General features: G+C 69.4%; 18 protein-coding genes and 1 pseudogene. 10 read left to right on the top strand and 9 right to left on the bottom strand.

The window, feature by feature from the left end; all coding sequences use genetic code 11:
• Positions 1–86 precede the first annotated feature (86 nt).
• Positions 87–2741: a bifunctional GNAT family N-acetyltransferase/acetate--CoA ligase family protein gene (locus tag QR64_RS20890; protein ID WP_052227404.1), complete on the bottom strand. Its 2655-nt coding sequence runs from the start codon at positions 2739–2741 to the stop codon at positions 87–89.
• Positions 2742–2847: 106 nt separating this feature from the next.
• Positions 2848–4119: an acetoin utilization protein AcuC gene (locus QR64_RS20885; protein WP_039587044.1), complete on the bottom strand. Its 1272-nt coding sequence runs from the start codon at positions 4117–4119 to the stop codon at positions 2848–2850.
• A gap of 104 nt (positions 4120–4223) precedes the next feature.
• Here QR64_RS20885 and QR64_RS20880 point away from each other — a divergent pair, with 104 nt between their 5' ends.
• Both QR64_RS20880 and galE read left to right on the top strand, forming a co-directional pair.
• Entirely contained in the window at positions 4224–4910 is a 687-nt protein-coding gene (locus tag QR64_RS20880) for a metal-dependent transcriptional regulator (RefSeq protein ID WP_006551330.1), read from the top strand.
• Between the two features lie 45 nt (positions 4911–4955).
• Positions 4956–5948, top strand: coding sequence for a UDP-glucose 4-epimerase GalE (gene galE / locus QR64_RS20875; protein WP_175427942.1), 993 nt, complete (start codon positions 4956–4958; stop codon positions 5946–5948).
• 19 nt (positions 5949–5967) lie between these two features.
• Here the strand turns inward: galE and QR64_RS20870 are convergent, their stop codons facing one another.
• Complete coding sequence (locus QR64_RS20870; RefSeq protein ID WP_024100702.1) at positions 5968–7104, bottom strand: DUF4192 domain-containing protein; 1137 nt, start codon at positions 7102–7104, stop codon at positions 5968–5970.
• A gap of 169 nt (positions 7105–7273) precedes the next feature.
• Positions 7274–7942: a DUF5642 family protein gene (locus QR64_RS20865; protein ID WP_019289199.1), complete on the bottom strand. Its 669-nt coding sequence runs from the start codon at positions 7940–7942 to the stop codon at positions 7274–7276.
• Between the two features lie 219 nt (positions 7943–8161).
• Between QR64_RS20865 and QR64_RS20860 the strand changes: the two genes are divergently transcribed.
• From QR64_RS20860 to QR64_RS20845, 4 genes are all read left to right on the top strand, one after another.
• On the top strand, positions 8162–9184 hold the full coding sequence (locus QR64_RS20860; protein WP_006551326.1) for a proteasome assembly chaperone family protein: 1023 nt from the start codon (positions 8162–8164) through the stop codon (positions 9182–9184).
• Positions 9185–9358: 174 nt separating this feature from the next.
• Positions 9359–10396: an alpha/beta fold hydrolase gene (locus QR64_RS20855; protein WP_006551325.1), complete on the top strand. Its 1038-nt coding sequence runs from the start codon at positions 9359–9361 to the stop codon at positions 10394–10396.
• Between the two features lie 67 nt (positions 10397–10463).
• The gene (locus QR64_RS20850; protein ID WP_039587042.1) at positions 10464–12968 is read left to right on the top strand and encodes a DEAD/DEAH box helicase; all 2505 of its coding nucleotides are present in this window, start codon (positions 10464–10466) and stop codon (positions 12966–12968) included.
• A 41-nt stretch (positions 12969–13009) separates the two neighbouring features.
• Entirely contained in the window at positions 13010–13774 is a 765-nt protein-coding gene (locus QR64_RS20845) for a LysR family substrate-binding domain-containing protein (RefSeq protein ID WP_039587040.1), read from the top strand.
• Between the two features lie 11 nt (positions 13775–13785).
• Here the strand turns inward: QR64_RS20845 and QR64_RS20840 are convergent, their stop codons facing one another.
• Both QR64_RS20840 and QR64_RS20835 read right to left on the bottom strand, forming a co-directional pair.
• A complete protein-coding gene (locus QR64_RS20840; protein WP_039587038.1) occupies positions 13786–14715 on the bottom strand; it encodes a hydrogen peroxide-inducible genes activator in 930 nt (309 codons plus the stop codon).
• A 101-nt stretch (positions 14716–14816) separates the two neighbouring features.
• A complete protein-coding gene (locus QR64_RS20835; RefSeq protein ID WP_039587036.1) occupies positions 14817–15527 on the bottom strand; it encodes a hypothetical protein in 711 nt (236 codons plus the stop codon).
• Positions 15528–15599: 72 nt separating this feature from the next.
• On the opposite strand from QR64_RS20835, the gene QR64_RS20830 reads away from it, so the two are divergent.
• Positions 15600–15866, top strand: coding sequence for a hypothetical protein (locus QR64_RS20830; RefSeq protein ID WP_019289192.1), 267 nt, complete (start codon positions 15600–15602; stop codon positions 15864–15866).
• Here QR64_RS20830 and QR64_RS20825 read toward each other — a convergent pair.
• Positions 15826–17019, bottom strand: a complete 1194-nt coding sequence (locus tag QR64_RS20825; RefSeq protein ID WP_052227403.1) for an aspartate aminotransferase family protein — start codon at positions 17017–17019, stop codon at positions 15826–15828. The two genes, QR64_RS20830 and QR64_RS20825, sit on opposite strands and share 41 nt — an antisense overlap.
• Before the next feature lie 124 nt (positions 17020–17143).
• On the opposite strand from QR64_RS20825, the pseudogene QR64_RS20820 reads away from it, so the two are divergent.
• A pseudogene (locus QR64_RS20820) lies at positions 17144–17939 on the top strand (LLM class flavin-dependent oxidoreductase); the annotation flags it as partial.
• 73 nt (positions 17940–18012) lie between these two features.
• Positions 18013–21906, top strand: a complete 3894-nt coding sequence (hrpA, locus tag QR64_RS20815; RefSeq protein WP_039587381.1) for an ATP-dependent RNA helicase HrpA — start codon at positions 18013–18015, stop codon at positions 21904–21906.
• Positions 21907–21948: 42 nt separating this feature from the next.
• Here the strand turns inward: hrpA and nrdR are convergent, their stop codons facing one another.
• Positions 21949–22419, bottom strand: coding sequence for a transcriptional regulator NrdR (gene nrdR / locus QR64_RS20810; protein WP_006551317.1), 471 nt, complete (start codon positions 22417–22419; stop codon positions 21949–21951).
• Positions 22420–22612: 193 nt separating this feature from the next.
• The gene (locus tag QR64_RS28325) at positions 22613–23188 is read right to left on the bottom strand and encodes a LysM peptidoglycan-binding domain-containing protein (protein ID WP_232333336.1); all 576 of its coding nucleotides are present in this window, start codon (positions 23186–23188) and stop codon (positions 22613–22615) included.
• 253 nt (positions 23189–23441) lie between these two features.
• Here QR64_RS28325 and lexA point away from each other — a divergent pair, with 253 nt between their 5' ends.
• A complete protein-coding gene (gene lexA / locus QR64_RS20800; RefSeq protein ID WP_006551315.1) occupies positions 23442–24152 on the top strand; it encodes a transcriptional repressor LexA in 711 nt (236 codons plus the stop codon).
• The last annotated feature ends 36 nt before the right edge of the window (positions 24153–24188 follow it).

Raw genomic sequence — 24188 nt, 5'->3', positions numbered from 1 at the left:
CCGATCCCCGAGAACCGGGCTGGGTTCTCGGGGATCGTTGCCGTTCGGGTGCCTTCTCCGGCAGGTGTTCGGCCGCCGGACTGCCGTCAGCGCAGACGGCGCGGTCCGAGATCGAGCGGGTGCGGTTCGGGCCCGATCCGCACGTGCGCGTCGGTGAGTTCGGCTCCCACCACCGAGGCCAGGACCGGTTCGCACACCAGTTCGCGCACCTCGGGCAGGTCGTCGGCGAGCGCCGAGATCCTCTGGACGAAGTCGACGAGTGCCGGCTTGTTCACCGGTGCGGCATTGCGATAGCCCGAGAGCAACGGCGCCGCCTTCGGCGCGTCGATCAACTCGACCGCCTCGTCCTCCGTGAGCGGAAGAACCCGGTAGGCGCGGTCGCCGAGCAGGTCGGAGATCACACCGGCGAGACCGAACGAGATGAGCGAACCGAACGACGGGTCGTCCTGCACACGGATCGCGCAACCGATGCCCTTGTGGGCCATCCGCTGCACGTGCATCAACGGCTCCCCCGACACCGCGGCCAGGTCGCAATAGGCGATCCGTACCGAATCGGCGTCGACGAGATCGAGCCGGACCCCGGTCAGATCGGGCCGGTGCCGCCACTGCGCACCGGTGGCCTTGACCGCCACGGGGAAGCCGATCTCGTCCGCCGCCTCGACCGCCTCCTCCTCGGTGGTGACGGCGCGGAAGTCCGCGACCTCGACTCCGTAGCAGGACAGCAGCAGGGCCGCCTCGGTATCCGACAGGTAGCGACCCTCGGGAGTCGTCTCGAGCCAGCCGTCCACGAGCGCACGGGCGCGCTCGGGATCGATGCCCGCCGGTCGCACGACCTGCGAGGGCGGACGACTGCGCCATTTCGCGTACCGCCACGCCCGCCCCAGGGCGAGCGCCGCTCGTTCCGGACCGGGATAGGACGGCACGGATCCGCGGGTCGGGTTGCCGTCCGGTCCGCGCACGGCCAGGACGTCGGGGATACCCTCGGTCGCCAGGAAGGTCGTGACCACCGGCTTCTCCGACCCGGCGACGGCGTCGCGCAGGGCCTGCGCGTAGGGCTGGACGTCGACGGCGACCGGCGGGACGAAGACCGCGATCACCGAGTCGACATCGGGTGAGTCGAGCGCCCGGGCGACGGCTTCGGCGAATTCCTCGGGCGACGCCTGCGCGCCGAGATCCACCGCGTCCGGTGCCTGCAGACCCTGGCCGCGGGCGGCGTCGACGGCGAGCAGACCCAGGGCGGTGGAGTTGCCGACCACGGCGACGCGGGGACCCGCGGGCAGCGGCTGGTAACCGAACAGCAGGGCCGAGTCGAAGAGCTGGCCGATGGACTCGACCTGGACGACACCGGCCTGCTCGAACAGGTATCGCACGATGGTGTCGTCCATCTCCCCCGTCCGGGCGGCGAGCGCCGGCGGCACCGCGTGGCGGCCGCTCTTGACGGCGACGATCGGTTTGCTGCGCGCCACCCGCCGCGCGATGCGCGAGAACTTGCGCGGGTTGCCGAAACTCTCCAGATACAGCAGCACCACTTCGGTGGCAGGATCGGTGTCCCAGTACTGCAGCAGGTCGTTGCCGGACAGGTCGGCGCGGTTGCCGGCCGAGACGAAGGACGACAGTCCGACACCCGTCTTGGCGGCCTCGTCGAGGATCGCGATACCGAGGGCGCCGGACTGGCAGAAGAAACCGACGTTGCCGGACGCCGGGAGCACGGGCGCGAGGGTCGCGTTGAGTCGGATGGCGGGATCGTTGTTGGCGACACCGAGAGCATTCGGCCCGATGAGTCGCATACCGTGCGACCGCGCGGCCAGCGTGAGCCGCCGCTCGGCGTCGCGACCCTCCGGTCCGGTCTCGCCGAAACCGGACGAGACGACGAGCAGGGCCTTGACACCCTTCGCGAGACAGTCGTCGAGCACCGAGTCGATCGATTCGGCGGGGACGGCGGCGACCGCGAGATCGATCTCATCGGGGATGTCGCGGACGGTCGGGTAGGCGCGGACACCTCGGACGGACCGGTGTTCGGCGTTGACCGGGTAGACCGGCCCGGTGAACCCGCTGCGCAGCATGTTCACCAGCACGGCGTTGCCCACCTTGCGGCTGTCGGTGGAGGCACCGATGACGGCGACACTGCCGGGACCGAGGATGTTGCGCACGCTGCGCGCCTCGGCGGCGCGTTCGCGGGCGTTGCGGACCGAGACGAGGGCTTCGGTGGGGTCGATCGCGAACTCGAGCCGGACGACTCCCCCTTCGAAGCTGCGGCTGACCTGGTAGCCGGCTTCCCGGAAGACCGTGATCATGTGCCGGTTCTCGGCGAGGACCTCGGCGACGAAGGTGTGCAGTCCGTTCTCGGCGGCCGCGCCGGCGAGATGTTCGAGCAGGATCGGACCGAGACCGCGTCCCTGGTGAGCGTCGGCGACGGTGAAGGCCACCTCGGCGGAGAGACCGTCGCCCTCGTGCGAGAGTCCCTCGTACCGCCCGACGGCGATGATCTCGTCGCCGAGCACCGCGACGAACGCCACCCGGGACTTGTGGTCGACGACCGTGAAGTTGAACAGGTCCTTCTTCGAGATCGTCGGGTACGGACCGAAGTACCGCAGATAGCGGGTGCGTTCGGACAGTTTGCTGTGAAAGGCGACGATCGCGTCAGCGTCCTCGGGGACGATCGGCCGCAGGTGTACGACACCGCCGTCCGAGGCCAGCACGTCGGCGACCCAGTGCCGCGGATAGTCGCGGGCGCGCGCCAGCGCCGCTTCGCGCGCGGGGTCGGTCTCCCCTGTCGTCCCGGCACCCTGCGCGGGGGCCGCGCCCGTCGCAGACGCGGAGTCCGGTGCCGCCGAGGGATTCTGCCGGTCAGTCACGGGGGTCCTCCGGGTCCAGGCCGAGCAGAGGGAAGGCCGCCCGCCTCGTGGCGATGATCGCCGAATCGATGCGGGTCAGTGCGCGGTCCAGGGACGCGATCCCCGTTTCCGGTGTGCCACCGGGACCGTCCCACGGCAGGTACGAGACGTCGGAGCCCTCCCCCATGACCGTGGGCAGTTCGACGCTCGGGGCGAGAGCGCCGACGCGCTCGCTCCAGTCCGCCGGAACCGGGGTGCTCAGGTCGATCTCGCGGTCCAGCGCCGCGGCGATCAGGTGGGTCCAGGCGCGCGGCACCACCCGCACGAGGCCGTAACCGCCGCCGCCCACGGCGAGCCAGCGACCCTCGCAGTAGCGGTCGGCGAGATCGCGCATCGCGAGATACGACGCGCGCTGGCCGTCGACGGTCAGGGAGAGATCGGCCAGAGGGTCCTCGCGGTGGCTGTCGGCACCGCACTGACTGATGAGTATCTGGGGGCGGAACGCCGCGACCGCGCCCGGCACGACGGCATGGAAGGCGCGCAACCACAACGCGTCCACGGTGCCCGGCAGTACCGGCAGATTGATCGCGGTGCCCTCGGCCGGACCCGAACCGACCTCGCTGGACCACCCGGTGTTGGGCCACAGCGTCGCGGGATGCTGGTGCAGGGAGATGGTCAGGACGCGGGGATCGCCGAGGAATGCGTGCTGCACACCGTCGCCGTGGTGGGCGTCGACGTCGATGTAGGCGATGCGGTCGTAGCCGTGGTCGAGCAGCCACGAGATCGCGATGGCGGCGTCGTTGTAGACGCAGAACCCGGCGGCCCAGTCGGCCATCGCGTGGTGCATGCCGCCCCCGATGCTCACCGCACGGCGGGCCCGGCCGCTCGCGATCTCGCGTGCGGCCGCGAGGGTTCCCCCGGCGAGCGTCGCGCTGGCCTCGTGCATACGGGGGAAGATCGGGTTGTCCTCGGTGCCGAGACCGTGGGGTGCGTCGGCCGGGGGTGCCGCTCCCCCCGGAGCGGAGCCCGCGCGCTTGACCGCGTCGACGTAGGACGAGGTGTGGATGCGCAGCAGATCGGTGTCGTCCGCAGGGGACGGGCGGACCGTCTCGACGCCTTCGAGGAGACCGAGACTGCGGGACAGCGCCATCGTGAGATCGAGACGCGTGGGGTTCATCGGATGTGTCGGACCCCACCGGTAGTCGAGGTAGTCGGGGCTCCACACCACTATCCGATCGCCGCTCAGCTGTGTCGTACCGCCCGCCGCGGTGGAGCTCGTGGTCATGGACACAGACGCTACTGGTCCACCCACGGACATGCGAGCCTCGGAGGGCGCCCCCACCGTCCTGTTCGCACGGTTAGAATCGGCCCAGACGAAGGGGTGTGAGAGTGAAGGACCTGGTCGATACAACGGAGATGTATCTCCGGACCATCTACGACTTGGAAGAGGAAGGCGTGGTGCCGCTGCGCGCGCGTATCGCCGAGCGCCTCGAACAGAGCGGACCGACGGTCAGCCAGACCGTGGCCCGCATGGAACGCGACGGCCTGCTCCGGGTCGCCGGCGACCGCCACCTGCAGCTCACCGAGAAGGGCCGCGATCTCGCGGTCTCGGTCATGCGCAAGCACCGGCTCGCGGAACGGCTTCTCGTGGACGTGATCGGTCTCGACTGGGAGAACGTGCACGCCGAGGCCTGCCGCTGGGAACACGTGATGAGCGAGGAGGTCGAGCGCCGTCTCGTGGAGGTGCTCAACAACCCGACCACCTCCCCCTACGGCAACCCCATTCCAGGACTGGCCCAGCTCGGCCTCGACCGCACGGCGGTCCTCGACGAGAAGCTGGTGCGGTTGACGGACATCCCGCACGGCAAGCCGACCGCGGTCGTGGTACGCCGGCTCGCGGAGTACGTCCAGTCCGACCCCGAGGTCATCGCGCGACTGCGTGAGGCCGGTGTGGTCCCGGACGCGCGGGTTACAGTCGAGACGCGACCGGGCTCGGTGTCCATCACCGTGGCCGGTCATGACAGCTTCGAGCTTTCCGACGAGATGGCCCACGCCGTGCAGGTGAAGCAGGTCTGACCCAGGCCCCTTTTCGCATGTCCGGTACGGGCGTGCGAAAAGGGGATGTCCAGCGTGAGACTTCTGGTGACCGGCGGCGCCGGCTATGTGGGCAGCGTGTGCACGACCGTGTTGCTCGAGCAGGGCCACGACGTCGTGGTCGTCGACGACCTGTCCACCGGGAACGCCGAAGCGGTGCCCACCGGTGCCGAGTTCGTCGAGGGCGACATCGCGGCCGTCGCCGACGAACTGCTCTCCGGATCCCGCTTCGACGGCGTCCTCCACTTCGGTGCACAGTCCCTCGTCGGCGAGTCGGTGGAGTTCCCCGAGAAGTACTGGCAAGGCAACGTGGTGACCACCCTGGCCCTGCTCGAGGCCGTCCGCCGCTCGGGTACCCCACGGTTGGTGTTCTCCTCCACCGCCGCGACCTACGGCGAACCCGACAGCGTGCCGATCACCGAGGACGCGCCCACCCGGCCGACCAACCCGTACGGTGCGTCGAAGCTCGCCATCGATCATGCGATCTCCTCGTACGCGCACGCTCACGGTCTCGCGGCGACGAGTCTGCGGTACTTCAACGTCGCCGGCGCCTACGGCGGTGCCGGGGAGAACCGGGTCGTCGAGACCCATCTGATCCCACTCGTGCTGCAGGTCGCTCTCGGTGTGCGCGATCACATCTCGGTCTTCGGCACCGACTGGCCGACCAAGGACGGCACCGCGGTGCGCGACTACATCCACGTCAAGGATCTCGCCGACGCCCACGTACTGGCACTGACGAAGTCCGAACCCGGCCGCCACGGCATCTACAACCTCGGCAGCGGAGAGGGCTTCACCGTCCGCGAGGTCATCTCGGCGTGCGAGCGAGTCACGGGCCTGCCGATCGCAGCGGTCGACGCGCCGCGCCGTGCCGGTGATCCGGCCGTGCTCATCGCCTCGAGCAGCCGCGCGATCTCCGAGCTCGGGTGGAACCCCCAGCACACCGATCTCGACGAGATCGTCTCCGATGCGTGGGAGTTCACCCGGTCTCTCGGCGACCGGCTGCACGCTGCTCGACGCTGATCGAGGACACGGCTCCGGTTCAGGACGGTTCGTCGCCGCGCGGCAGTTCGAGTCCCAGCCGCGCCGCGATCTCGTGTCCGGTCTCCGCGAGGCCACGGATCGACTCGGGACGCAGTCCCGCCTGCAGGGCCTGGTCGAGCAGATCCGAAAGCCGGTGGCGGGGATCGGATTCGAGGGCCGCTGCGAGCGCGACCCCGGCGAGCGGACCGTCGCCGCGCACGTAAGCGCCGAAGCCGACAAGCGCGGCGGCATCGGCCCGCTCGGGATCGGGCAGGGCCCGGGCGAGCTCGGTCCACAGACGCTCCGCCGGCCGTGCGAGCGGTCCGGTCGCAAGTCCCATGGCGGCGTCGCGCACCGTGCGGTTGGCGAGCAGGACGGCCAGCTCGGCGATGTCGGACGCGCTGGGATCCGTTCCGCCGGCGTACGTCTCGATGTGTGCGAGCACGGTTTCGAGTTCGAGACGGTCGGCGCGTTCGCCGCCGCCCTCGCGGGCACAGCGTTCGTACTCGCGGTCGCGGGTCTCGACGACCTCGTCGATACACCGCGCGACTTCCTGTCTCACCGCCGGCGGATACGGCGCGAGCAGTGCGGCGAGCTCGGTGCGGGAGCCTCGGATCGGGCTGCCCTCGAACACCCGGGCCACCGCGACCACCGAGGACCCGGGATCGGCCACGCTGCCGGTGATGTTCTGGCCGGGCACGAACCAGGTCGCTCCACCGGTGATCTCCGGTAGCGCGTACACCCCCGCCAGGTCGATGCCGACGGCGTCGAGATGGTCGGCGAAGTCGTCGACGAGCCTGCACACGTCGGCGATCACCGGATCGTGCCGGTCGATGAGGTCGTCGTCCACGAGAACGGCCACCACAGATTCCGCGCCCTCGCGGGCACAGACGGCGCAGAAGCGCCGGAACGCCGCGCGCATGGGTTCCGGGACCGACTCTCCGGGCCGGGGCAGGACGAGGTCGTGTCGCATCACGGCGCCGATACTCGCCACCTTCCCGTTCGGGCGGGTCGGAGCGTCACCCGTCGGGGTCAGGCACATCACGACGATCGAACGCATCGGCGGGAAGCCCATGAGGGCGGGCAGGGCGGCGATCACGTCACCGACATCGGTGAGACGGAGGGGATGCGACGACGAAGGCGTGGAAGTTGTCATGCTCGAACCGTGGCCCATCGGCCCGAGCGGAAAGCGACTCCCGGGGTCGTTCCGCGGCCTTCTGGGGATGAACCGGCCGGCTGTGGACAACTCCGCGACCGGCATCGTCGACCCGTGCCGAACGGACGATCCCGTCGGTGAACGCTGTTAGGGTGCGCGCCCGGCCCCGTCAGGGGCGGGCGGCGAAGTCGACGGCCTCCCGGAACACGAGGTCGAGATTGTCGGCGTCGGGCGGCGCCGCGTCGAAGGACAGGTACGTGACCGTCACACGCACGTCCCCGATCTGCGCGATCCGCGCGGCCATCGACTGCGTCATGCCACCCGATCCCCTGCCGGAGTCGACCGTGCGGGTCAGGGCCAGCGTCTCGGCCCCGTCGACGGCTATGGCGGGATCGTCGCCGAGGACGGTCGAGACGGTCGAGGTGATCCCCCGCACGGTGGCGTCCACCTGCGAGCACTCGGTGAGATAGGTGCGGTACTCGCCGACGTCCGGAGCGGAACGGGTGACCTCGACACTGATCGTCGCGCGACTGGCGTTGTCGGTACCGACCACCATGGCGGTGCTCTCGGGGCCGTAATTCTGCGCGGGCGGCAGACATCCGCCCGGATCGACCTTCGAGCCGGGCTGGATCCCGGTCAGGTCGGGCGCTGCCTGCGCCACGGCCTCCGGTGGGAGGACCACCGCGACGTACGGTTCGGGAAAACGTTCGGGAGGAAGCACCAGCTCGCCCGGTGCCCGGACAATCGCGGGTGCAGGTGCAGGCGCGGTTCCCGTCAGGGCTGCCGGTTCGGGCCGGGGGTCGCCGGAGACGGTCTGGGAGCAGGCGGATGCGAGCATCAGGCACGCTGTCGCCACCGCGCTTCGGGCGGCCGATGCGCGGCGCCTCGGACGAGTGTCGCGTCGGGTCACCCGAACCTCCCTCGGTCGTCGACGTCGGGCAGGATGTGCGCCCCGGAATCGGTCGTCGTAGCGTCGATTAGACTCGAACACCACCATGCCACGTCGGGTGACCCCGGCGGAGATGCCGAGACGAAGTGTGATCGGAGTGGTTCGCAGATGGACGAACAGTCCCGCATGTACGAGCTGGAATTCCCGGCTCCGCAGCTCACCTCCCCGGAAGGTGAGGGGCCGGTCCTCGTGCACGGTCTCGAAGGTTTCGCCGACGCGGGACACGCGGTGCGCCTGGCGACCACGCACCTGCGCGAGAGTCTGGAGACCGAGCTCGTCGCGTCGTTCGCCGTCGACGAACTGATCGACTACCGGTCGCGTCGGCCGCTCATGACGTTCGAGGCCGACCACTTCTCGGACTACGCCGAGCCCGAACTGAACCTGTACGCGCTCATCGATGAGGCCGGCACCCCGTTCCTGCTGCTCGCGGGTGCCGAGCCGGATCTGAAGTGGGAGCGTTTCATCACCGCGGTGCGGTTGCTCGCCGAGCAGTTCGGGGTGCGGCGGACCATCGGACTCAACGCGATCCCCATGGCGATCCCGCACACCCGGCCGTTGGCGGTCACCGCGCACTCGACGAACAAGGACCTCATCGCGGGGCACCACCGTTGGTCGGGCGAGCTCCAGGTGCCCGCGGGAGTGTCGTCGCTGCTCGAATACCGCATGGGCCAGCACGGGCACGAGTCCGTAGGCTTCTCCGTGCACGTGCCGCACTATCTCGCCCAGACCGACTATCCGGCGGCCGCCGAGACGCTGCTGACGAACGTCGCAGAGGTCGGCGGCCTCGAGCTGTCTCTGCAGGCGCTCGGTGAGGCCGCGGCGCGGGTGCGGGAGCAGATCGACGAGCACATCGAGGACAATGCCGAGGTCCTCGGCGTGGTGCACGCGCTCGAGCGGCAATACGACAGCTACGTCGCCGCCCAGGAACAGCAGACCTCTCCCCTGCCGACCGACGAGAGTCTGCCGACGGGTGAGGAGATCGGGGCGGAGTTCGAGCGGTTCCTCGCCGAATACGACCGGCGCGGCGCCGGTCCCGGCGGCGATCTCCCCGGTCCGGACGACGGAGGAACCGGCGACGGCGGATTCGGCGAGTTCGACCCGGACGACGGGGACGATTCCGCTCCGCGTTGACACCACGGCGGGTTGGCCGGATGTTTCATGATCATCACAATCGTCGTTGTCGACGTCACATACAGACATGTACGCTTCGGCGACATGCCACAGTGGTAGTTGTGTCCGGTTCTCGGCCACGGGTCGGGCAGCCTGACTACCACCACGCGATCACCGACGTCGCAGGAGACGCTCATGGTTCCACCGCGCGCCCGGACGCTCCGCCCGGTTCCGGACAACGAACCCCGTATCGTGTTCCGCACGATCCACGGTTACCGACGCGCGTTCCGCCTGGCCGGAAGCGGTCCCGCACTGCTGCTCGTACACGGAATCGGTGACGACTCGTCGACCTGGCAGGACGTGATCCCGCACCTGGCGGAGAAGTACACCGTGATCGCCCCCGACCTGCTCGGGCACGGTCGATCCGACAAGCCGCGGGCCGACTACTCGGTGGCCGCCTACGCGAACGGTATGCGCGACCTGCTGTCGGTCCTCGGGATCGAATCGGTCACGGTGATCGGCCATTCGCTCGGCGGCGGGGTGGCGATGCAGTTCGCCTACCAGTTCCCGCACATGGTCGAGCGTCTGGTGCTCGTCGCGTCCGGCGGTGTCACCAAGGACGTCCATCTTGCCCTGCGGCTGATCTCGGTGCCGATCGTCAGCGAAGCGCTGCGGGTCCTGCGACTGCCCGGGGCGATGCCCGTCCTGCGCGCTGCCGGCGCGATGCTGAACCGGGTCAACGGATCGCCACTGAGGCCCGGTGCCCTGCTGCACGACACCTCGGATCTGGTGCGCGTACTGGGGAACCTCCCCGACCCCACGGCCTACGAAGCGTATTTGCGCACGCTGCGCGCGGTGGTCGACTGGCGCGGTCAGGTGGTGACCATGCTCGACCGCTGTTATCTGACGGAGAACCTTCCCGTCCAGCTCATCTGGGGCGATCACGACAGCGTCATCCCCATCGCCCACGCCTATCTCGCGCATTCGGCCATGCCCGGTTCACGTCTCGAGATCTTCCGGGGCTCCGGCCACTTCCCGTTCCGCGACGACCCGCTGCGCTTCCTGCGGGTGGTCGAGAACTTCCTGGAGACCACCGCTCCCCTGGAGTTCGACCTCGACCGCTGGCGCCGGCTCCTCGTGTCGGGTGTGAGCGAGTCGCAGATCAGCGGTGGCCCGGAGACCCGCATGGCGGTGCTCGGCGCGATGGGTTCGGACGAGCGCAGCGCCACCTGACCTGCACTACACGCCGGGCCACGCGACCCGCGGCGGTGGGTCGGGTCCTTCCGACTAGCCTGGAGAAGTGCTGCTTCCCGATCTGATACCCGACCCCGTCGACGACGACGCGCTGTTCGACGCGTTCACCACCTGGACGACGGATCGTGGCATCTCGCTGTATCCGGCGCAGGAGGAAGCGCTCATGGAGCTCGTCGCCGGCTCCAACGTCATCCTCGCCACGCCCACCGGCTCGGGAAAGTCGATGGTAGCGCTCGGCGCGCACTTCTTCGCGCTCGCTGCCGGGAAGCGCACCTTCTACACCGCCCCGATCAAGGCGCTCGTGAGCGAGAAGTTCTTCGCCCTGTGTGACGTCTTCGGTGCCGACAAGGTCGGCATGATGACCGGCGACGCATCGGTCAACGCCGGAGCGCCGATCATCTGCGCGACCGCCGAGATCGTCGCGAATCTCGCGTTGCGCGAGGGACCGGACTCCGACATCGGCCAGGTCGTGATGGACGAGTTCCACTTCTACTCCGAACCCGACCGCGGGTGGGCGTGGCAGGTTCCGCTCATCGAGTTGCCGCACGCGCAGTTCCTGCTCATGTCCGCGACGCTCGGCGACGTGACCTTCCTACAGAAGGATCTGACCCGCCGCACCGGACGGCCGACGGTGGAGGTCTCGGGCTCCGAACGACCCGTCCCGTTGACCTTCTCGTACTCGCAGGCACCCATCGGTGAAGCGATCGAAGAACTTGTCACCACCCATCAGGCACCCGTCTACGTCGTGCACTTCACCCAGGCCGCGGCCCTCGAGCGCGCCCAGGCCCTGACCAGCGTGAACATGTGCACGAAGGCCGAGAAGGAGGCGATCGCCACCGCGCTGGGCGACTTCCGGTTCTCCACCGGCTTCGGCAAGACCCTCTCGCGTCTCGTCCGGCACGGTATCGGTGTGCACCATGCGGGCATGCTGCCGAAGTACCGGCGCCTGATCGAGAAGCTCGCGCAGGACGGGCTCCTGAAGGTCATCTGCGGAACCGACACGCTCGGCGTCGGCATCAACGTGCCGATCCGCACCGTGTTGCTCACGGGCCTGACGAAGTTCGACGGCACCCGCACCCGGCAGCTCAAGGCGCGCGAGTTCCACCAGATCGCCGGTCGCGCAGGCCGCGCGGGATACGACACGATGGGCACCGTCGTCGTACAGGCCCCCGAGCACGAGATCGAGAACGTCCGGGCCCTCGCCAAGGCCGGGGACGACCCGAAGAAGCGCCGGAAGGTGCAGCGCAAGAAGGCACCCGAAGGGTTCGTCTCGTGGGGCGAGGGCACCTTCGACAAGCTGATCGCGGCGTCGCCCGAACCGCTGCAGTCACGGTTCTCGGTGAGCAACTCGATGCTGCTCAACGTCATTGCGCGACCGGGCAACTGCTTCGACGCGATGCGGCATCTGCTCGAGGACAACCACGAACCCCGTCCGGCGCAGCGCAAGCACATCCTCAAGGCGATCTCGCTGTACCGGGGCCTGCTCCAAGCGGGTGTGGTGCAGCAACTCGACGAGCCCGACGAGTTCGGGCGCCGGGCCCGCCTCACCGTCGACCTGCAACGCGACTTCGCGCTCAACCAGCCGCTGTCGCCGTTCGCCCTCGCAGCGATCGAACTGCTCGACGTCGACTCCCCCACCTACGCGCTCGATGTGGTGTCGGTCATCGAATCGACCCTCGACGATCCCCGTCAGGTGCTCATGGCGCAGCAGCATGCCGCACGCGGTGAGGCCGTCGCACAGATGAAGGCCGACGGCATCGAGTACGACGAGCGGATGGAACTGCTCGAGGAGATCACCTGGCCCAAGCCGCTCGTGGAGCTGCTCGAGCCGGCCTTCGAGACGTACCGGGGTGGGCATCCCTGGGTGTCGGAGTTCCCCCTCTCGCCGAAGTCGGTGGTGCGCGACATGATCGAGCGCAGCATGACCTTCTCCGAGATGGTCTCGCACTACGGCCTGGCCCGCTCCGAGGGGCTGGTCCTGCGCTATCTCGCCGACGCCTACCGCGCGCTGCGGCAGACGGTGCCGGACGCCGCGCGCACGGAGGAACTCGAGGACATCATCGAGTGGCTCGGCGAGCTGATCCGGCAGGTCGACTCATCGTTGCTCGACGAGTGGGAGTCCCTCACCCATCCCGGGGTGGAATCCGACGACCAGCAGATCGCGTTCGGCGTCGACTCCCCTCGCCCGTTGTCCGCGAACGTCCGCGCGTTCAAGGTCATGGTCCGCAACGCGATGTTCAAGCGGGTCGCACTGGCCTCGCGTCGACGCTGGGACGAACTCGCGGCCCTCGGCGACGGTCTCGACGCCGAGGACTGGGAAGACCTGCTCGAGCTGTACTTCGACGAGTACGACGAGATCGGTACCGGCCCCGACGCGCGTGGACCGCTGCTGTTCACCGTCGAGATGGGTCCCGAGTTGTGGCGGGTGCGTCAGACCCTGCACGATCCGCAGGGCGATCACGGCTGGGCGTTGATCGGCGAGGTGAACCTCCGCGAGTCCGATGCGGCCGGTGAAGTGGTGTTCGACGAGTTCGAGATCGTCGAGGGCTGATCGTCGCAGGCGGCGGACCTCGGGAGCGGTAGCCTGACTCGGTGAGCGAACCGACCGTGCAACCCTTCCGCTTGGCCTACGTCCCGGGTGTCACCCCCGCGAAGTGGGTGCGGGTGTGGAACGAGCGGATGCCGGACGTCCCGATCGAACTGGTCCCCGTCGAACCCACGGCCGGTGCGGATCCGCTACGCGAGGACGTCGCCGACATCGCGCTGCTGCGCCTGCCGCTGCAGCGGGACGGCCTGTCGGTCATCCCGCTCTACACCGAGGTCTCCGTCGTAGTGGTGCCCAAGGAGCACGTGTTCGCGGCGGTCGACGAGGTGTCGGTGTCCGACCTCGCCGACGAGACGGTGCTGCATCCGCTCGACGACGTGCTCGACTGGGTCGCCCTACCCGGTGAGGAGGCGTTCGAGCGGCCCGCGACCACCGAGGACGCGATCTCGCACGTCGCCTCGGAGGTGGGTGTGCTCGTCACGCCGCAGTCGCTCGCCCGCCTGCACCACCGCCGCGACCTGACCTACCGTCCCGTCGTCGACGCGCCCGCGTCCCAGGTGGGTCTCGTGTGGGTCACCGACCGGACGACCGATCACGTCGACGAGTTCGTGGGCATCGTCCGGGGACGGACGGCCAACAGTTCCCGTGGCCGCAGCGATTCCGAGCCGGACGCCGAGTCGGGCAGCACCTCGCGTCGTGGCGAACGCAAGGGCTCGACCCCGAAGCGCCGCGCGCCCGAGCCCAAGACGTCCCGCCGGGCGGGGACGTCCGCGCGGAAGCGCCCCGGGAAGCCTCGGCGTGGTCGGCGCTGAGGGGGTCTTCGTCAGGAGACGGGGCGGCAGGTCGGCGGGACGCAGCCGCGGATGGTCTCGGCGAGGATGCGGTAGTCGACTCCGCGCGGGGACGACGAGCGGAACACCAGTCCGATGCGGCGGCCGGGTGCCGGGTCCGCGAAGTGCGCGACCTCGAGGTCTCCCCGGGCGGTTTCGACGGCGACCGCGGAGGCCGGGACGAGGGTGATACCCAATCGTCCTGCGACGCAGCGCACCACGGTGGACAGGGAGGTCGCGCGGGTGTCGCCGAGTGCCGGTCGCGCGTCGATGGACCGGCACAGGTCGAGTGTCTGGTCGCGCAGGCAGTGGCCTTCGTCGAGCAGCAGCAGTTGTGCGTCGTCGAGCGCGGAGACCGAGAGGTCGGTGCGCCCGGCGAGTTCGTGTCCGGTCGGCAGGACGAGGACGAAATCCTCGTCGTACAGCGGCACTTCGATGACACCCGAGACGTCTGCGGGCAGGGCGAGGACGGCGACGTCGAGGGTTCCGGCGCGCAGGGCGTCGAGGAGACGCGCGGTCTGGTCCTCGACGACCTGCAGCGACAGCGCCGGCATCGTCCGGTCGAGTGCGGGCAGGATCTCGGGCAGGACGTAGGGCGCGACGGTGGGGATCAGGCCCACCCGCAGCGGGCCCGAGAGTCCGTCGGACACTCCTGCAGCCGCGTCGACGAAGCCGTCGGCGGCGTCGAGTACCACCTCCGCGTAGGGAAGCAGGCGCGCTCCCACCGGTGTCACGAGCACGCGGCGGGTGCTCCGCTCGATGAGCTGGACGCCGAGGCCGTTCTCGAGAGCCGCCAGCCCCTGGGACAGGGTGGGCTGGCTGACCTCGAGTCGCGCTGCTGCCGTGCCGAAGTGGCGGTAGGTGGCCACCGCGACGAAGGCACGCAGCTGCGAGAGGGTGGGCTGGTAGCTCTGATCGGTCACGCCTATCAGTGTAGTGCGACCTATCGCCTCTACCTTTCGCAGCTATCGGACGGTCGTGCGTCGACCACGAGACGGGTGCTCGCTGCGCCGACTGCCAGGTCCTACGACGCCGAGCCCGCCGCTCTTCCGGCAGCGAGGTCGTCCTCGTCCAGCACGACCTCGATCTCGCCACCGAACTCCACACCGGGAGCGAGCGGCAGCCGGTCGCCGCTCCAGAACCGGCCGGGGTCGTACCAGTTGATCCCCCGGTGCCGTTGCCGCAGCAACCCCATCTCCTCCAGCGTCAGCCCCACCACTTCGGCGCAGTACGCGCTCTCGAGCCCACCGGACGGTACGGCCGCCCGGCGACGGCGCGGGAGCCGGCCCGCGAACCATCGCCCCGTGAGTTTCGTCGTCGACGGGAACGGTGTGCCGTCGAGCCGCGCGATCGTGCGCAGCAGCTGGTCCTCCTGGTCCGGGGTGACCGCCACCGAGATCTGCCGCAGCCAGCCGCGCTGGCCGTAACGCGCGGCCCACACCTGCACCGCACTGCGCAGGTCGTGCAACTGCACGCCGCGCTGGTGCCGCCCGGTCCACATGTCCGGGAGACTGCGTCCGAGCTCGGCGTGCCACATCAGCGGCGGCAGGTCCTCGAGCGCGACCGTCATCCCCACGTGGTTCACCGGTGCGTTGGTCAGCGTCTGGATTGCTCGGTCGGCCGGGGTGGCGCCGCGGAAGATCCACAGGTCCCCCGTGCGGGTCGTCGCCACGGCCTCGTCGAGGGTGAGACGCGAACGCGCACCGGCGGACCGATCTGCCGACGAAGTGTCCATGCCGTCAGCCTGCCATGCCCGACGGCCGCTGGGGTCGTCCCCATGACCCCGACGGACCGCTAGGGTCGCCCCATGGCACTGCGCGGTGGCAAGTGGTGGAAGCTCGTCGGACTCGCCGGGATCGTGGGAGTCGCGGCGACCGGTGCTGTCGCCGCCCGCAACGAGCGGCAACGACGGAACTACAGCCCAGACGAGGTGCGGTCGGTGCTGCACGAACGCTATGCCCGTTCGCTCGCCGCACGCGACGGCAGCGCCGAACTCCCCCTCGCCGAGGTACCGGTCGGGCCGAAGGAAAAGATCAGCCGAGTGCTGCGGCGATTCCGTCGGCGAGATCGGTGATCTGCTCGTCGGTCATCACGAACGACGGGGAGATCTGCATCGCGCCCTGACCGGCCGCGCGTCCCGAGATCCCATGCTGCCGCAGGGTCTTGACGAAACCGAGCGCCTCGGACGGATCGGCGAGCTGCACGGCCGCCACCGCACCGAGGCCGCTGCGCACCTCCGCCACCCGCGGGTGGTCCGCCAACGGAGCGAGCTTCTCGTGCAGCGTCCGCTCGATCCGCGCCGCCTCGGCGAGCAGATTCTCACGCTCGATGATGTCGAGGTTGGCGAGGGCGGCCGCCGCAGCCGCGGCGTGCCCACCGTAGGTGTAGCCGTGGCGCCACCACACGTCTCCGGCGAAGAACGGTTCGGCGACGCGCGGAGCGACGAACAGGGCGCCCATCGGCAGGTAGCCGGAGGTGAGTCCCTTGGCCGTGGTGACCATGTCGGGAGCCAGGTCGAATCGCGACGACGCGAACCACGAACCACCGATACGACCGAAGCCGGTGACGACCTCGTCGACGACGAACAGGATGTCGTGGTCGCGGCAGATGTCGCGGATCTCGGCGAGATAGCCGTCCGGCGGCAGGTACACCCCGCCCGCACCGATGACGGGTTCGCAGAAGAAGGCCGCGATAGAGTCGGCACCGACCGAATCGATGAGTTCGAGCAGCGCCTTGGCGTCGTCCCAGGCAACCCGCGCGGTGTCCGCCCACAGGCGGCCGTAGCCCTCACCGTTGACGGGGATACCGGCGAGCGAGGTGCCGCCGACATGCATGCCGTGGTACGCCTTCTCGCGCGAGACCAGCAGCCGCTTGCCGGGCTTCCCGAGCTCCTGCCAGTACCGCCGCGCGAGCTTGGCCGCCGAGTCGACGGAGTCGGATCCGCCCGAGGTGAAGAAGATCTTGCTGCCCGGAACCGGGGCGACCCCCGCGAGACGCTCGGCGAGTTCGACGGCGGGCTCGGAGGTCAGGTCGCCGAAGTTCGAGTAGTGGGCGAGTTTGGCGACCTGCGCTGCGATCGCCTCGCCGATCTCGGTGCGGCCGTGACCTACATTGGTGAACCACAGTCCGGCGGTGGCGTCGAGGTAGCGTTTGCCGGCGTCGTCCCAGATGTACGCGCCTTCCCCGCGCGACACGACGAATGCGCCGTCCCGTTCGATCGCGCCCATATCGGCGAATCCGTGCCACAACGCACCCACGACCAACTCCCGTCCACGACGATCACGACACCCGTCATCGTATGCGGAGGAAACGACTCTGGCGCCGGAGGCCCGTACCCGCCACCCGGGTGCCATGACCGAGTTCCGCTTCTCCGTCAACATCTTCGAGGTCGGGTCTCCCGATGCGTTCGTTCGCTGGTGCCGCGCCGTCGAGGACGCGGGCTTCGACGCGGTGTACGCGGCCGACCATCTCGGTGTCCCCACGTCGTTCCCCGTCCTGGTCACCGCCGCCGGTGCCACCGAGCGTCTGCGGGTCGGCACGATGGTGCTCGATGCCGGTTTCTGGAATCCGGCACTGCTCGCCCGCGAGATCGCGACCACCGATGTGCTCACCGGCGGCCGGCTCGAGATCGGCCTCGGAGCAGGGGCCACATGAGATGGGAGTTCGAGGCGGCCGGGATCGAGTGGGAACGCTTCGACGAGCGCGCCGAGCGTCTCGAATCCACCGTGCAGGAACTGCAGCGATCGTTCACCGGGCCCGGTTTCGACGAGCAGGCGGCGTTGCGCGAAGCATTCGACCTGCCCGTGCTCCGTCCGGTGCAGCGGCGCGGATTCGGCGGCTACGGCCCGCCCCTGATCGTCGGAGGCACCGCGACCGGATCTTTTCCGTCGTCGCCGCCCACGCCGACATCGTGAGTGTCGCGGGTGCCGTCCTGCTGCCGGGGAGGCCACCGGGGACGTTCCGCATCGCCACCGCGGCCGAGGCCGACGACCTGCTCGACTCGCCGTTCGTGCTGATCGGCACGGTCGACGAGATGGCCGGGCAGATCCTGCACAGCCGGGAGCGCTACGGGTTCACCCACTTCACGGTCCACGCCCCGTACCGGGAGACCTTCGGTGAAGTGATCGGCCAGGTGCGTGCTCTGGCGGGCCGACCACCTGGCCTGCCTGCCCTCCCCGACCGGCCCCGACCGGGTCGTTTCGCTAGGCTGTGTGGTCAGCATGTCCATCTCCCCCGCCCCGAATCGTCGCGAACTGCGCGCTGCCCTGTCCGAGGTCTCCCTCCGCGACGAGAACCGCCTCCGTCGCAGGCTCGACCGGGCGCGGGGCGGCGAGGCGCTGACCGAGGTCGCCGCCGAGATCGAGACCGCCCGCGCCCGGCTCACGTCCCGTGCGTCGTCGGTCCCGGAGATCCGTTATCCCGAGGACCTACCGGTCTCGCAGCGCAAGGACGACATCGCCGCCGCGATCCGCGACCACCAGGTCGTAGTGGTCGCCGGAGAGACCGGTTCGGGCAAGACGACGCAGATCCCGAAGATCTGCCTCGAACTCGGGCGCGGGGTTCGCGGCCTGATCGGCCACACCCAGCCGCGCCGTATCGCCGCGCGCGCCGTCGCCGAGCGACTCGCGGAGGAACTGGACACCGAGCTCGGCGACGCCGTCGGATACACGGTGCGCTTCAACGATCAGGTCACCGAGTCGACCCTCGTCAAGCTGATGACCGACGGCATCCTCCTCGCCGAGATCCAGCGCGACCGCCTGCTGCGCCAGTACGACACGCTCATCATCGACGAGGCGCACGAGCGCAGCCTCAACATCGACTTCCTGCTCGGCTACCTCGCGCAGCTGCTTCCGCGTCGCCCCGACCTGAAGGTGATCATCACCTCGGCGACGATCGACCCCGAACGTTTCGCGCGCCACTTCGCCGACGCGAACGGCACGCCTGCCCCCATCGTGGAGGTCTCCGGCCGCACCTATCCCGTCGAGGTGCGTTACCGGCCGCTGACCGTCGAGGTGGGCGACACGCTGGTCGACCGCGACCCCGTCGACGCGGTGTGCGAGGCCGTCGAGGAACTCCAGCGCGAGGGCGACGGCGACATCCTGGTCTTCCTCTCCGGCGAGCGCGAGATCCGCGACACCGCCGACGCACTGCGCGACCGCAAGCTCCGCAACACCGAGATCCTCCCGCTCTACGGACGCCTGTCGGCGGCCGAACAGCACCGGGTCTTCGCACCGCACACGGGCCGGCGGGTCGTGTTGTCCACCAACGTCGCCGAGACGTCCCTGACGGTTCCCGGTATCCGCTACGTCGTCGACCCCGGCACCGCACGTATCTCGCGGTACTCGGTGCGGACGAAGGTGCAGCGACTGCCGATCGAGCCGATCTCGCAGGCCTCGGCGCGGCAGCGCGCCGGACGGTGCGGTCGTGTCGCCGACGGCATCTGCATCCGTCTGTACTCGGAGGACGACTTCGACGGCCGGCCGGAGTTCACGGAGCCCGAGATCCTGCGCACCAACCTCGCGTCGGTAGTGTTGCAGATGACGGCGCTCGGTCTCGGCGACATCGAGGCGTTCCCGTTCGTGGAGGCCCCGGATCCCCGCGCGATCCGCGACGGCATCGCTCTGCTCGAGGAGCTCGGCGCGCTCGAACCCGCCAAGAAGGGCGAGACGCCGCGCCTGACCGCGACGGGCCGCGAGATCGCCCGCCTGCCCGTCGATCCGCGCATGGCCCGCATGATCGTCGAGGGCCACCGGAACGGATGTCTGCGCGAGGTGCTCATCATCGTCGCGGCCCTGTCGATCCAGGACGTGCGCGAACGCCCGACCGAGTTCCAGCAGGCCGCCGACGAGAAGCACGCCCGGTTCGCGGTCGAGGGCTCGGACTTCCTGGCCTTCCTGCGATTGTGGGACTACCTGAAGGAGCAACGGCGGGAACTGTCGTCGAGCAGGTTCCGCAGGTTGTGCCGCGACGAGTTCCTGCACTGGTTGCGGATCCGTGAGTGGCAGGACCTGCAGGGGCAGCTCCGTCAGATCACTGTCGACATGGGCTGGCAGACGCACCACCGCGACGTGAATCCCGACGACGTCCACAAGTCCGTGCTTGCAGGTCTGCTGTCGCACATCGGTCTTCGCGAGGGCGACAAGCGCGACTTCCTCGGTGCCCGCGGCGCACGGTTCGCCGTCTTCCCGGGATCGTCGTTGTTCAAGAAGCCTCCGCGCTGGGTCATGGCCGCCGAACTCGTGGAGACCTCACGGCTGTGGGCGCGGACGGCCGCGCGCATCGAACCCGAATGGGTCGAGAAGCTCGCTCCGCACCTGGTCAAGCGCACCTACTCGGAGCCGCACTGGTCGACGCGCCGCGAGTCGGCGATGGCCTACGAACGCGTCACGCTCTACGGCATCCCCCTGGTCGCCCAGCGTCCCGTGCCGTACGGACGGATCGATCCGGAGGTCTCGCGCGAACTGTTCATCCGCCACGCCCTCGTGCAAGGCGAATGGCGCACGCAGCACAAGTTCTTCCACGACAACCGGGCGCTGCTCGAGGACGTCGAGGAACTCGAACACCGTGCGCGCCGGCGCGACATCGTCGTCGACGACGAGACCCTGTTCGACTTCTACGACCAGCGGGTCGGCCCGGAGGCGATCTCGGCCCGGCACTTCGACACGTGGTGGAAGAAGACCCGCAGGCAGCAACCCGACCTGCTGACGTTCACGCCGGACACCGTGGTGAACCAGGACGCCGCCTCGGTGCTCGAGGGCGACTATCCGGACGCGTGGCGCCAGGGCGAGATCCAGTTCCCCCTCACCTACCAGTTCGAGCCGGGCACGGAGGAGGACGGTGTCACCGCCCGCGTCCCCGTCGCGCTGCTCGCGAACCTCAAGTCCGTCGGTTTCGACTGGCTGGTACCCGGGATGCGGACCGAGCTGGTCACGGCCCTCATCAAGACCCTGCCGAAACACCTTCGGAGGCAGGTCGTACCGGCTCCCGATTTCGCAGCGGCCGCCCTCGCCTCGGTGACGCCGCGCTCCGAACCGCTCGTCAATGCGATGGCCCGCGAGCTGTCCCGGCTCGGCCGGTGCACGATCGAGCCCTCGGACTTCGATACCGGTGCGTTGCCCGACCATCTGCGGATGACCTTCGCCGCGGTCGACGAGCGCGGCACCGTGCTCGGCCGCAGCAAGAGCCTGGCGGCCCTGCGGAAGAAGTTGGCTCCGCGGGTCGAAGCGGAGGTCTCGCGCGCCGCTGCGGGCACCGAACGTCCCGCGGCGGTGGTGTGGACGGCCGAGACCCTCGGGAACCTGCCGGAGACCGTCACCCGCGAGGTCGGTGGCCGGAAGGTCACCGGTTACCCTGCCCTGGTCGCGGAGAAGGACGGCGTCGCGGTGCGCGTGCTCAGCACACCGCAGGCCCAGCAGAACGCGACGCGTCAGGGGTTGCGTGCCCTGCTTCTGTCGTCGGCACCGACGAAGGCGAAGGCCGTGACCTCGGGGCTGACCAACATGGAGCGGCTCGCGCTCGGGCGGAACCCCGACGGATCGTTCGAAGCGCTGATCGAGGACTGCCGTGCCTGCGCGGTGGACGAACTTATCGCCGCACACGGCGCACCCGTGCGCACGCCCGACGAGTTCGAGGCGCTCGCGTCCACGGTGCGGTCACACCTGCCGGGGCGCGTGGCCCGTCTGTTGAAAGCGGTTGTGCCCGTGCTGTCCCGCGCCCACGAGGTGGGTGTGCTCCTCGATCGGTCGGACGGCGAAGCTGCCGACGACGTACGCGAACAGCTGCAGTCGTTGCTGTTCCCCGGCTTCGTCACCGATCTGGGGTCGCGGCGGATCGCCGACCTGCCGCGCTATCTCACCGCGGCCGCGCAACGCCTGGAGGCGTTGCCGGCGAGTGCGCATCGCGATGCCGCGGGAATGGATGTGCTCGATCGCGTCTACGGCGCCTACGACAAGCTACTCGCACGACTGCCGGAGGAACGGCGCGCCGCGCCCGAGGTGGTCGAGATCTACTGGATGATCGAGGAACTGCGCGTGAGCCTGTTCGCGCAGGGTCTCGGAACGCGGATCCCAGTGTCGGAGAAGCGCGTCCTGAAGGCGATCGACGGGATCCGGTAGCGACCGGACCGGCCGGCGTGCGGTCGGCTTCGACCGGGCCGCTCAGTCGGTCTCGACCGAGCAGGACTTCTTGTGCTCGCGCAGTTCCTGAATCTCGCGTTCGAAATCCTCTGCAGAACTGAAGGAACGGTAGACCGAGGCGAATCGAAGATAGGCAACCTCGTCGAGATCGCGTAGGGGTCCGAGGATCGCCAGTCCGACCTCGTGGCTCGGGACCTCGGGTGAGCCCTTCGCCCGCACCGCGTCCTCGACCTGCTGCGCGAGCTTGTTGAGTGCGTCGTTGTCGACATCGCGCCCCTGGCAGGCGCGGGCCACGCCGCGCACGACCTTCTCGCGGCTGAACGGCTCGGTCACGCCGCTGCGCTTGACGACGGACAGCACGGCCGTCTCGACTGTGGTGAAGCGGCGCCCGCATTCGGGACACGCCCGCCGACGACGGATCGCGGCACCCTCGTCTGCCTCGCGCGAATCGACCACCCGGGAATCGGGATGGCGGCAATACGGGCAGTACATGTCGGTTCCTTCGTCGTGCCCGTGCGGGTCGCGACGTCGGCGCCGAAGCGATGTCTCCCGACCGGAACCGTCTCCACCCGCGAGTGGGCCGACACCGCCGCAACCACACGGAGTGGTGTGACTGACAGTGTTAGACAATACCCGCCTGTCCGGCTCGGGAGCGGATCGCGGGTCCGGCGGGGCCACGACGCCCTCATTCCCGGCTGGAATCCGGCAAGAGGAGGCGGCTTCCGGCCTGCACGGCCGTACCGTCGAGCGAGTTGAGGTCGGCGATCCTCGCGACCGTGACGTCGACCGGGACGTCGGGCCACACGCGAGCGGCCAAGGCCTCCAGGCTCTCCCCCTCTCGCACGACCGTGGTGCCGGCGCTCTGCGAGATCACCTCATCGGTGCGCACGTGGGCGAGCACGAGGAGCATCGTGGTCGCGAGCGCGGTGAGGAGCACCGTCGTGGCCATCTGCCGCCAACTCGTCCCCTCCGCAGGCCGGCGACTGCGCGGTGCGATCTCCGAACGGCGGTGCAGGGGTTCCCGCGAGGGCGCGGCGACGCGCGGTCTCGTCCGCGCCGGGACACGGGTGCGATTGTGCAGCGTCGACGTCGCGATCGGCCGGATGCGATATGCCGCCGCCCCGGGCGCACCTGCTCCCGGCGGGCCCACGACGGTCCGCCCTGCCGTGCTCGTCCGGACTGAGGCACCGGTTCGGACCACCGCGCCCTGTCGCGCCGTACCCACCGGAACCGCCGTGTCGATCCGAACCGCTCTGCTCATCGGAAATCCTCCGTGTCGCTGTGCGTGGTCTTCCGACCCCGTCCGTGTCGCTGTGCGTGGCCTTCCGACCCCGTCCGACCACTCGATCATGTGTTCGAACGAAAGTCTGTTCGAATGTTTTATCACGAGTCACAGCCTGACGGCAGCTCCTCGGAGGGTGAATCTCGAACATCTGTTTGATATGCGCGCGGGATCTCGATAGATTCGAAAGGCAACTTGCAACCCATCCGACACTCGCCGCACGGAGGTCACGATGAAGGCGGACGGAACATCCACAGCCCGCCGGGGCGGACCCGCGACCGACGATCCCACCGCGAGCCTCACCGAGCGTCAGCGTCGTGTGCTCGAGGTCATCCGCGATTCCGTCAGCGAACGGGGGTACCCGCCGAGCATCCGTGAGATCGGCGACGCCGTCGGCCTCAACTCCACATCCTCCGTCGCACACCAGCTGCGCACGCTCGAACGGAAGGGCTTCCTGCGCCGGGATCCGAACCGTCCGCGTGCCGTGGACGTCCGCGGTCTCGAACCCACCCCCGCACCCGAGTCCTCGCCCGAGGTGGTCGCCGGCTCGTCGACCGACGACATCCCTTCGGCGGCAATGGTTCCCGTCGTCGGCCGGATCGCTGCCGGTGGTCCGATCCTGGCCGAGGAATCGGTCGAGGATGTCTTCCCGCTGCCGCGCGAACTCGTCGGTCAGGGCTCGCTGTTCCTGCTCAAGGTCGTCGGCCAGTCGATGATCGACGCAGCCATCTGCGACGGCGACTGGGTGGTCGTCCGGCAGCAGAACGTCGCCGACAACGGCGATATCGTCGCCGCCATGCTCGACGGCGAGGCCACCGTCAAGACGTTCAAGCGGGTCGACGGCGACGTCTGGCTCATGCCGCACAACCCGATGTTCGAACCCATCCCGGGCAACGACGCAGTCGTCCTCGGCAAGGTCGTCACGGTCGTCCGCAAGATCTGATCCCCGGGCCACCGGAGACGAACGAGACCGGGGTGG

Origin of the sequence: Rhodococcus sp. Chr-9, from assembly GCF_000801125.1 — a bacterium.
Taxonomy (GTDB): domain Bacteria; phylum Actinomycetota; class Actinomycetes; order Mycobacteriales; family Mycobacteriaceae; genus Rhodococcus; species Rhodococcus pyridinivorans.
This window is presented reverse-complemented; position numbering and strand designations above follow the sequence as displayed.

What these genes read in the sequence shown, in the direction of transcription:
- QR64_RS20885 (WP_039587044.1), bottom strand. Translation starts at nt 4,119, where the DNA reads ATGACCACGAGCTCCACCGCGGCGGGCGGTACGACACAGCTGAGCGGC.
- galE (WP_175427942.1), top strand. Translation starts at nt 4,956, where the DNA reads ATGTCCAGCGTGAGACTTCTGGTGACCGGCGGCGCCGGCTATGTGGGC.
- QR64_RS20870 (WP_024100702.1), bottom strand. Translation starts at nt 7,104, where the DNA reads ATGACAACTTCCACGCCTTCGTCGTCGCATCCCCTCCGTCTCACCGAT.
- QR64_RS20865 (WP_019289199.1), bottom strand. Translation starts at nt 7,942, where the DNA reads ATGCTCGCATCCGCCTGCTCCCAGACCGTCTCCGGCGACCCCCGGCCC.
- QR64_RS20860 (WP_006551326.1), top strand. Translation starts at nt 8,162, where the DNA reads ATGGACGAACAGTCCCGCATGTACGAGCTGGAATTCCCGGCTCCGCAG.
- QR64_RS20855 (WP_006551325.1), top strand. Translation starts at nt 9,359, where the DNA reads ATGGTTCCACCGCGCGCCCGGACGCTCCGCCCGGTTCCGGACAACGAA.
- QR64_RS20835 (WP_039587036.1), bottom strand. Translation starts at nt 15,527, where the DNA reads ATGGACACTTCGTCGGCAGATCGGTCCGCCGGTGCGCGTTCGCGTCTC.
- QR64_RS20830 (WP_019289192.1), top strand. Translation starts at nt 15,600, where the DNA reads ATGGCACTGCGCGGTGGCAAGTGGTGGAAGCTCGTCGGACTCGCCGGG.
- QR64_RS20825 (WP_052227403.1), bottom strand. Translation starts at nt 17,019, where the DNA reads ATGGGCGCGATCGAACGGGACGGCGCATTCGTCGTGTCGCGCGGGGAA.
- hrpA (WP_039587381.1), top strand. Translation starts at nt 18,013, where the DNA reads ATGTCCATCTCCCCCGCCCCGAATCGTCGCGAACTGCGCGCTGCCCTG.
- nrdR (WP_006551317.1), bottom strand. Translation starts at nt 22,419, where the DNA reads ATGTACTGCCCGTATTGCCGCCATCCCGATTCCCGGGTGGTCGATTCG.
- QR64_RS28325 (WP_232333336.1), bottom strand. Translation starts at nt 23,188, where the DNA reads ATGAGCAGAGCGGTTCGGATCGACACGGCGGTTCCGGTGGGTACGGCG.
- lexA (WP_006551315.1), top strand. Translation starts at nt 23,442, where the DNA reads ATGAAGGCGGACGGAACATCCACAGCCCGCCGGGGCGGACCCGCGACC.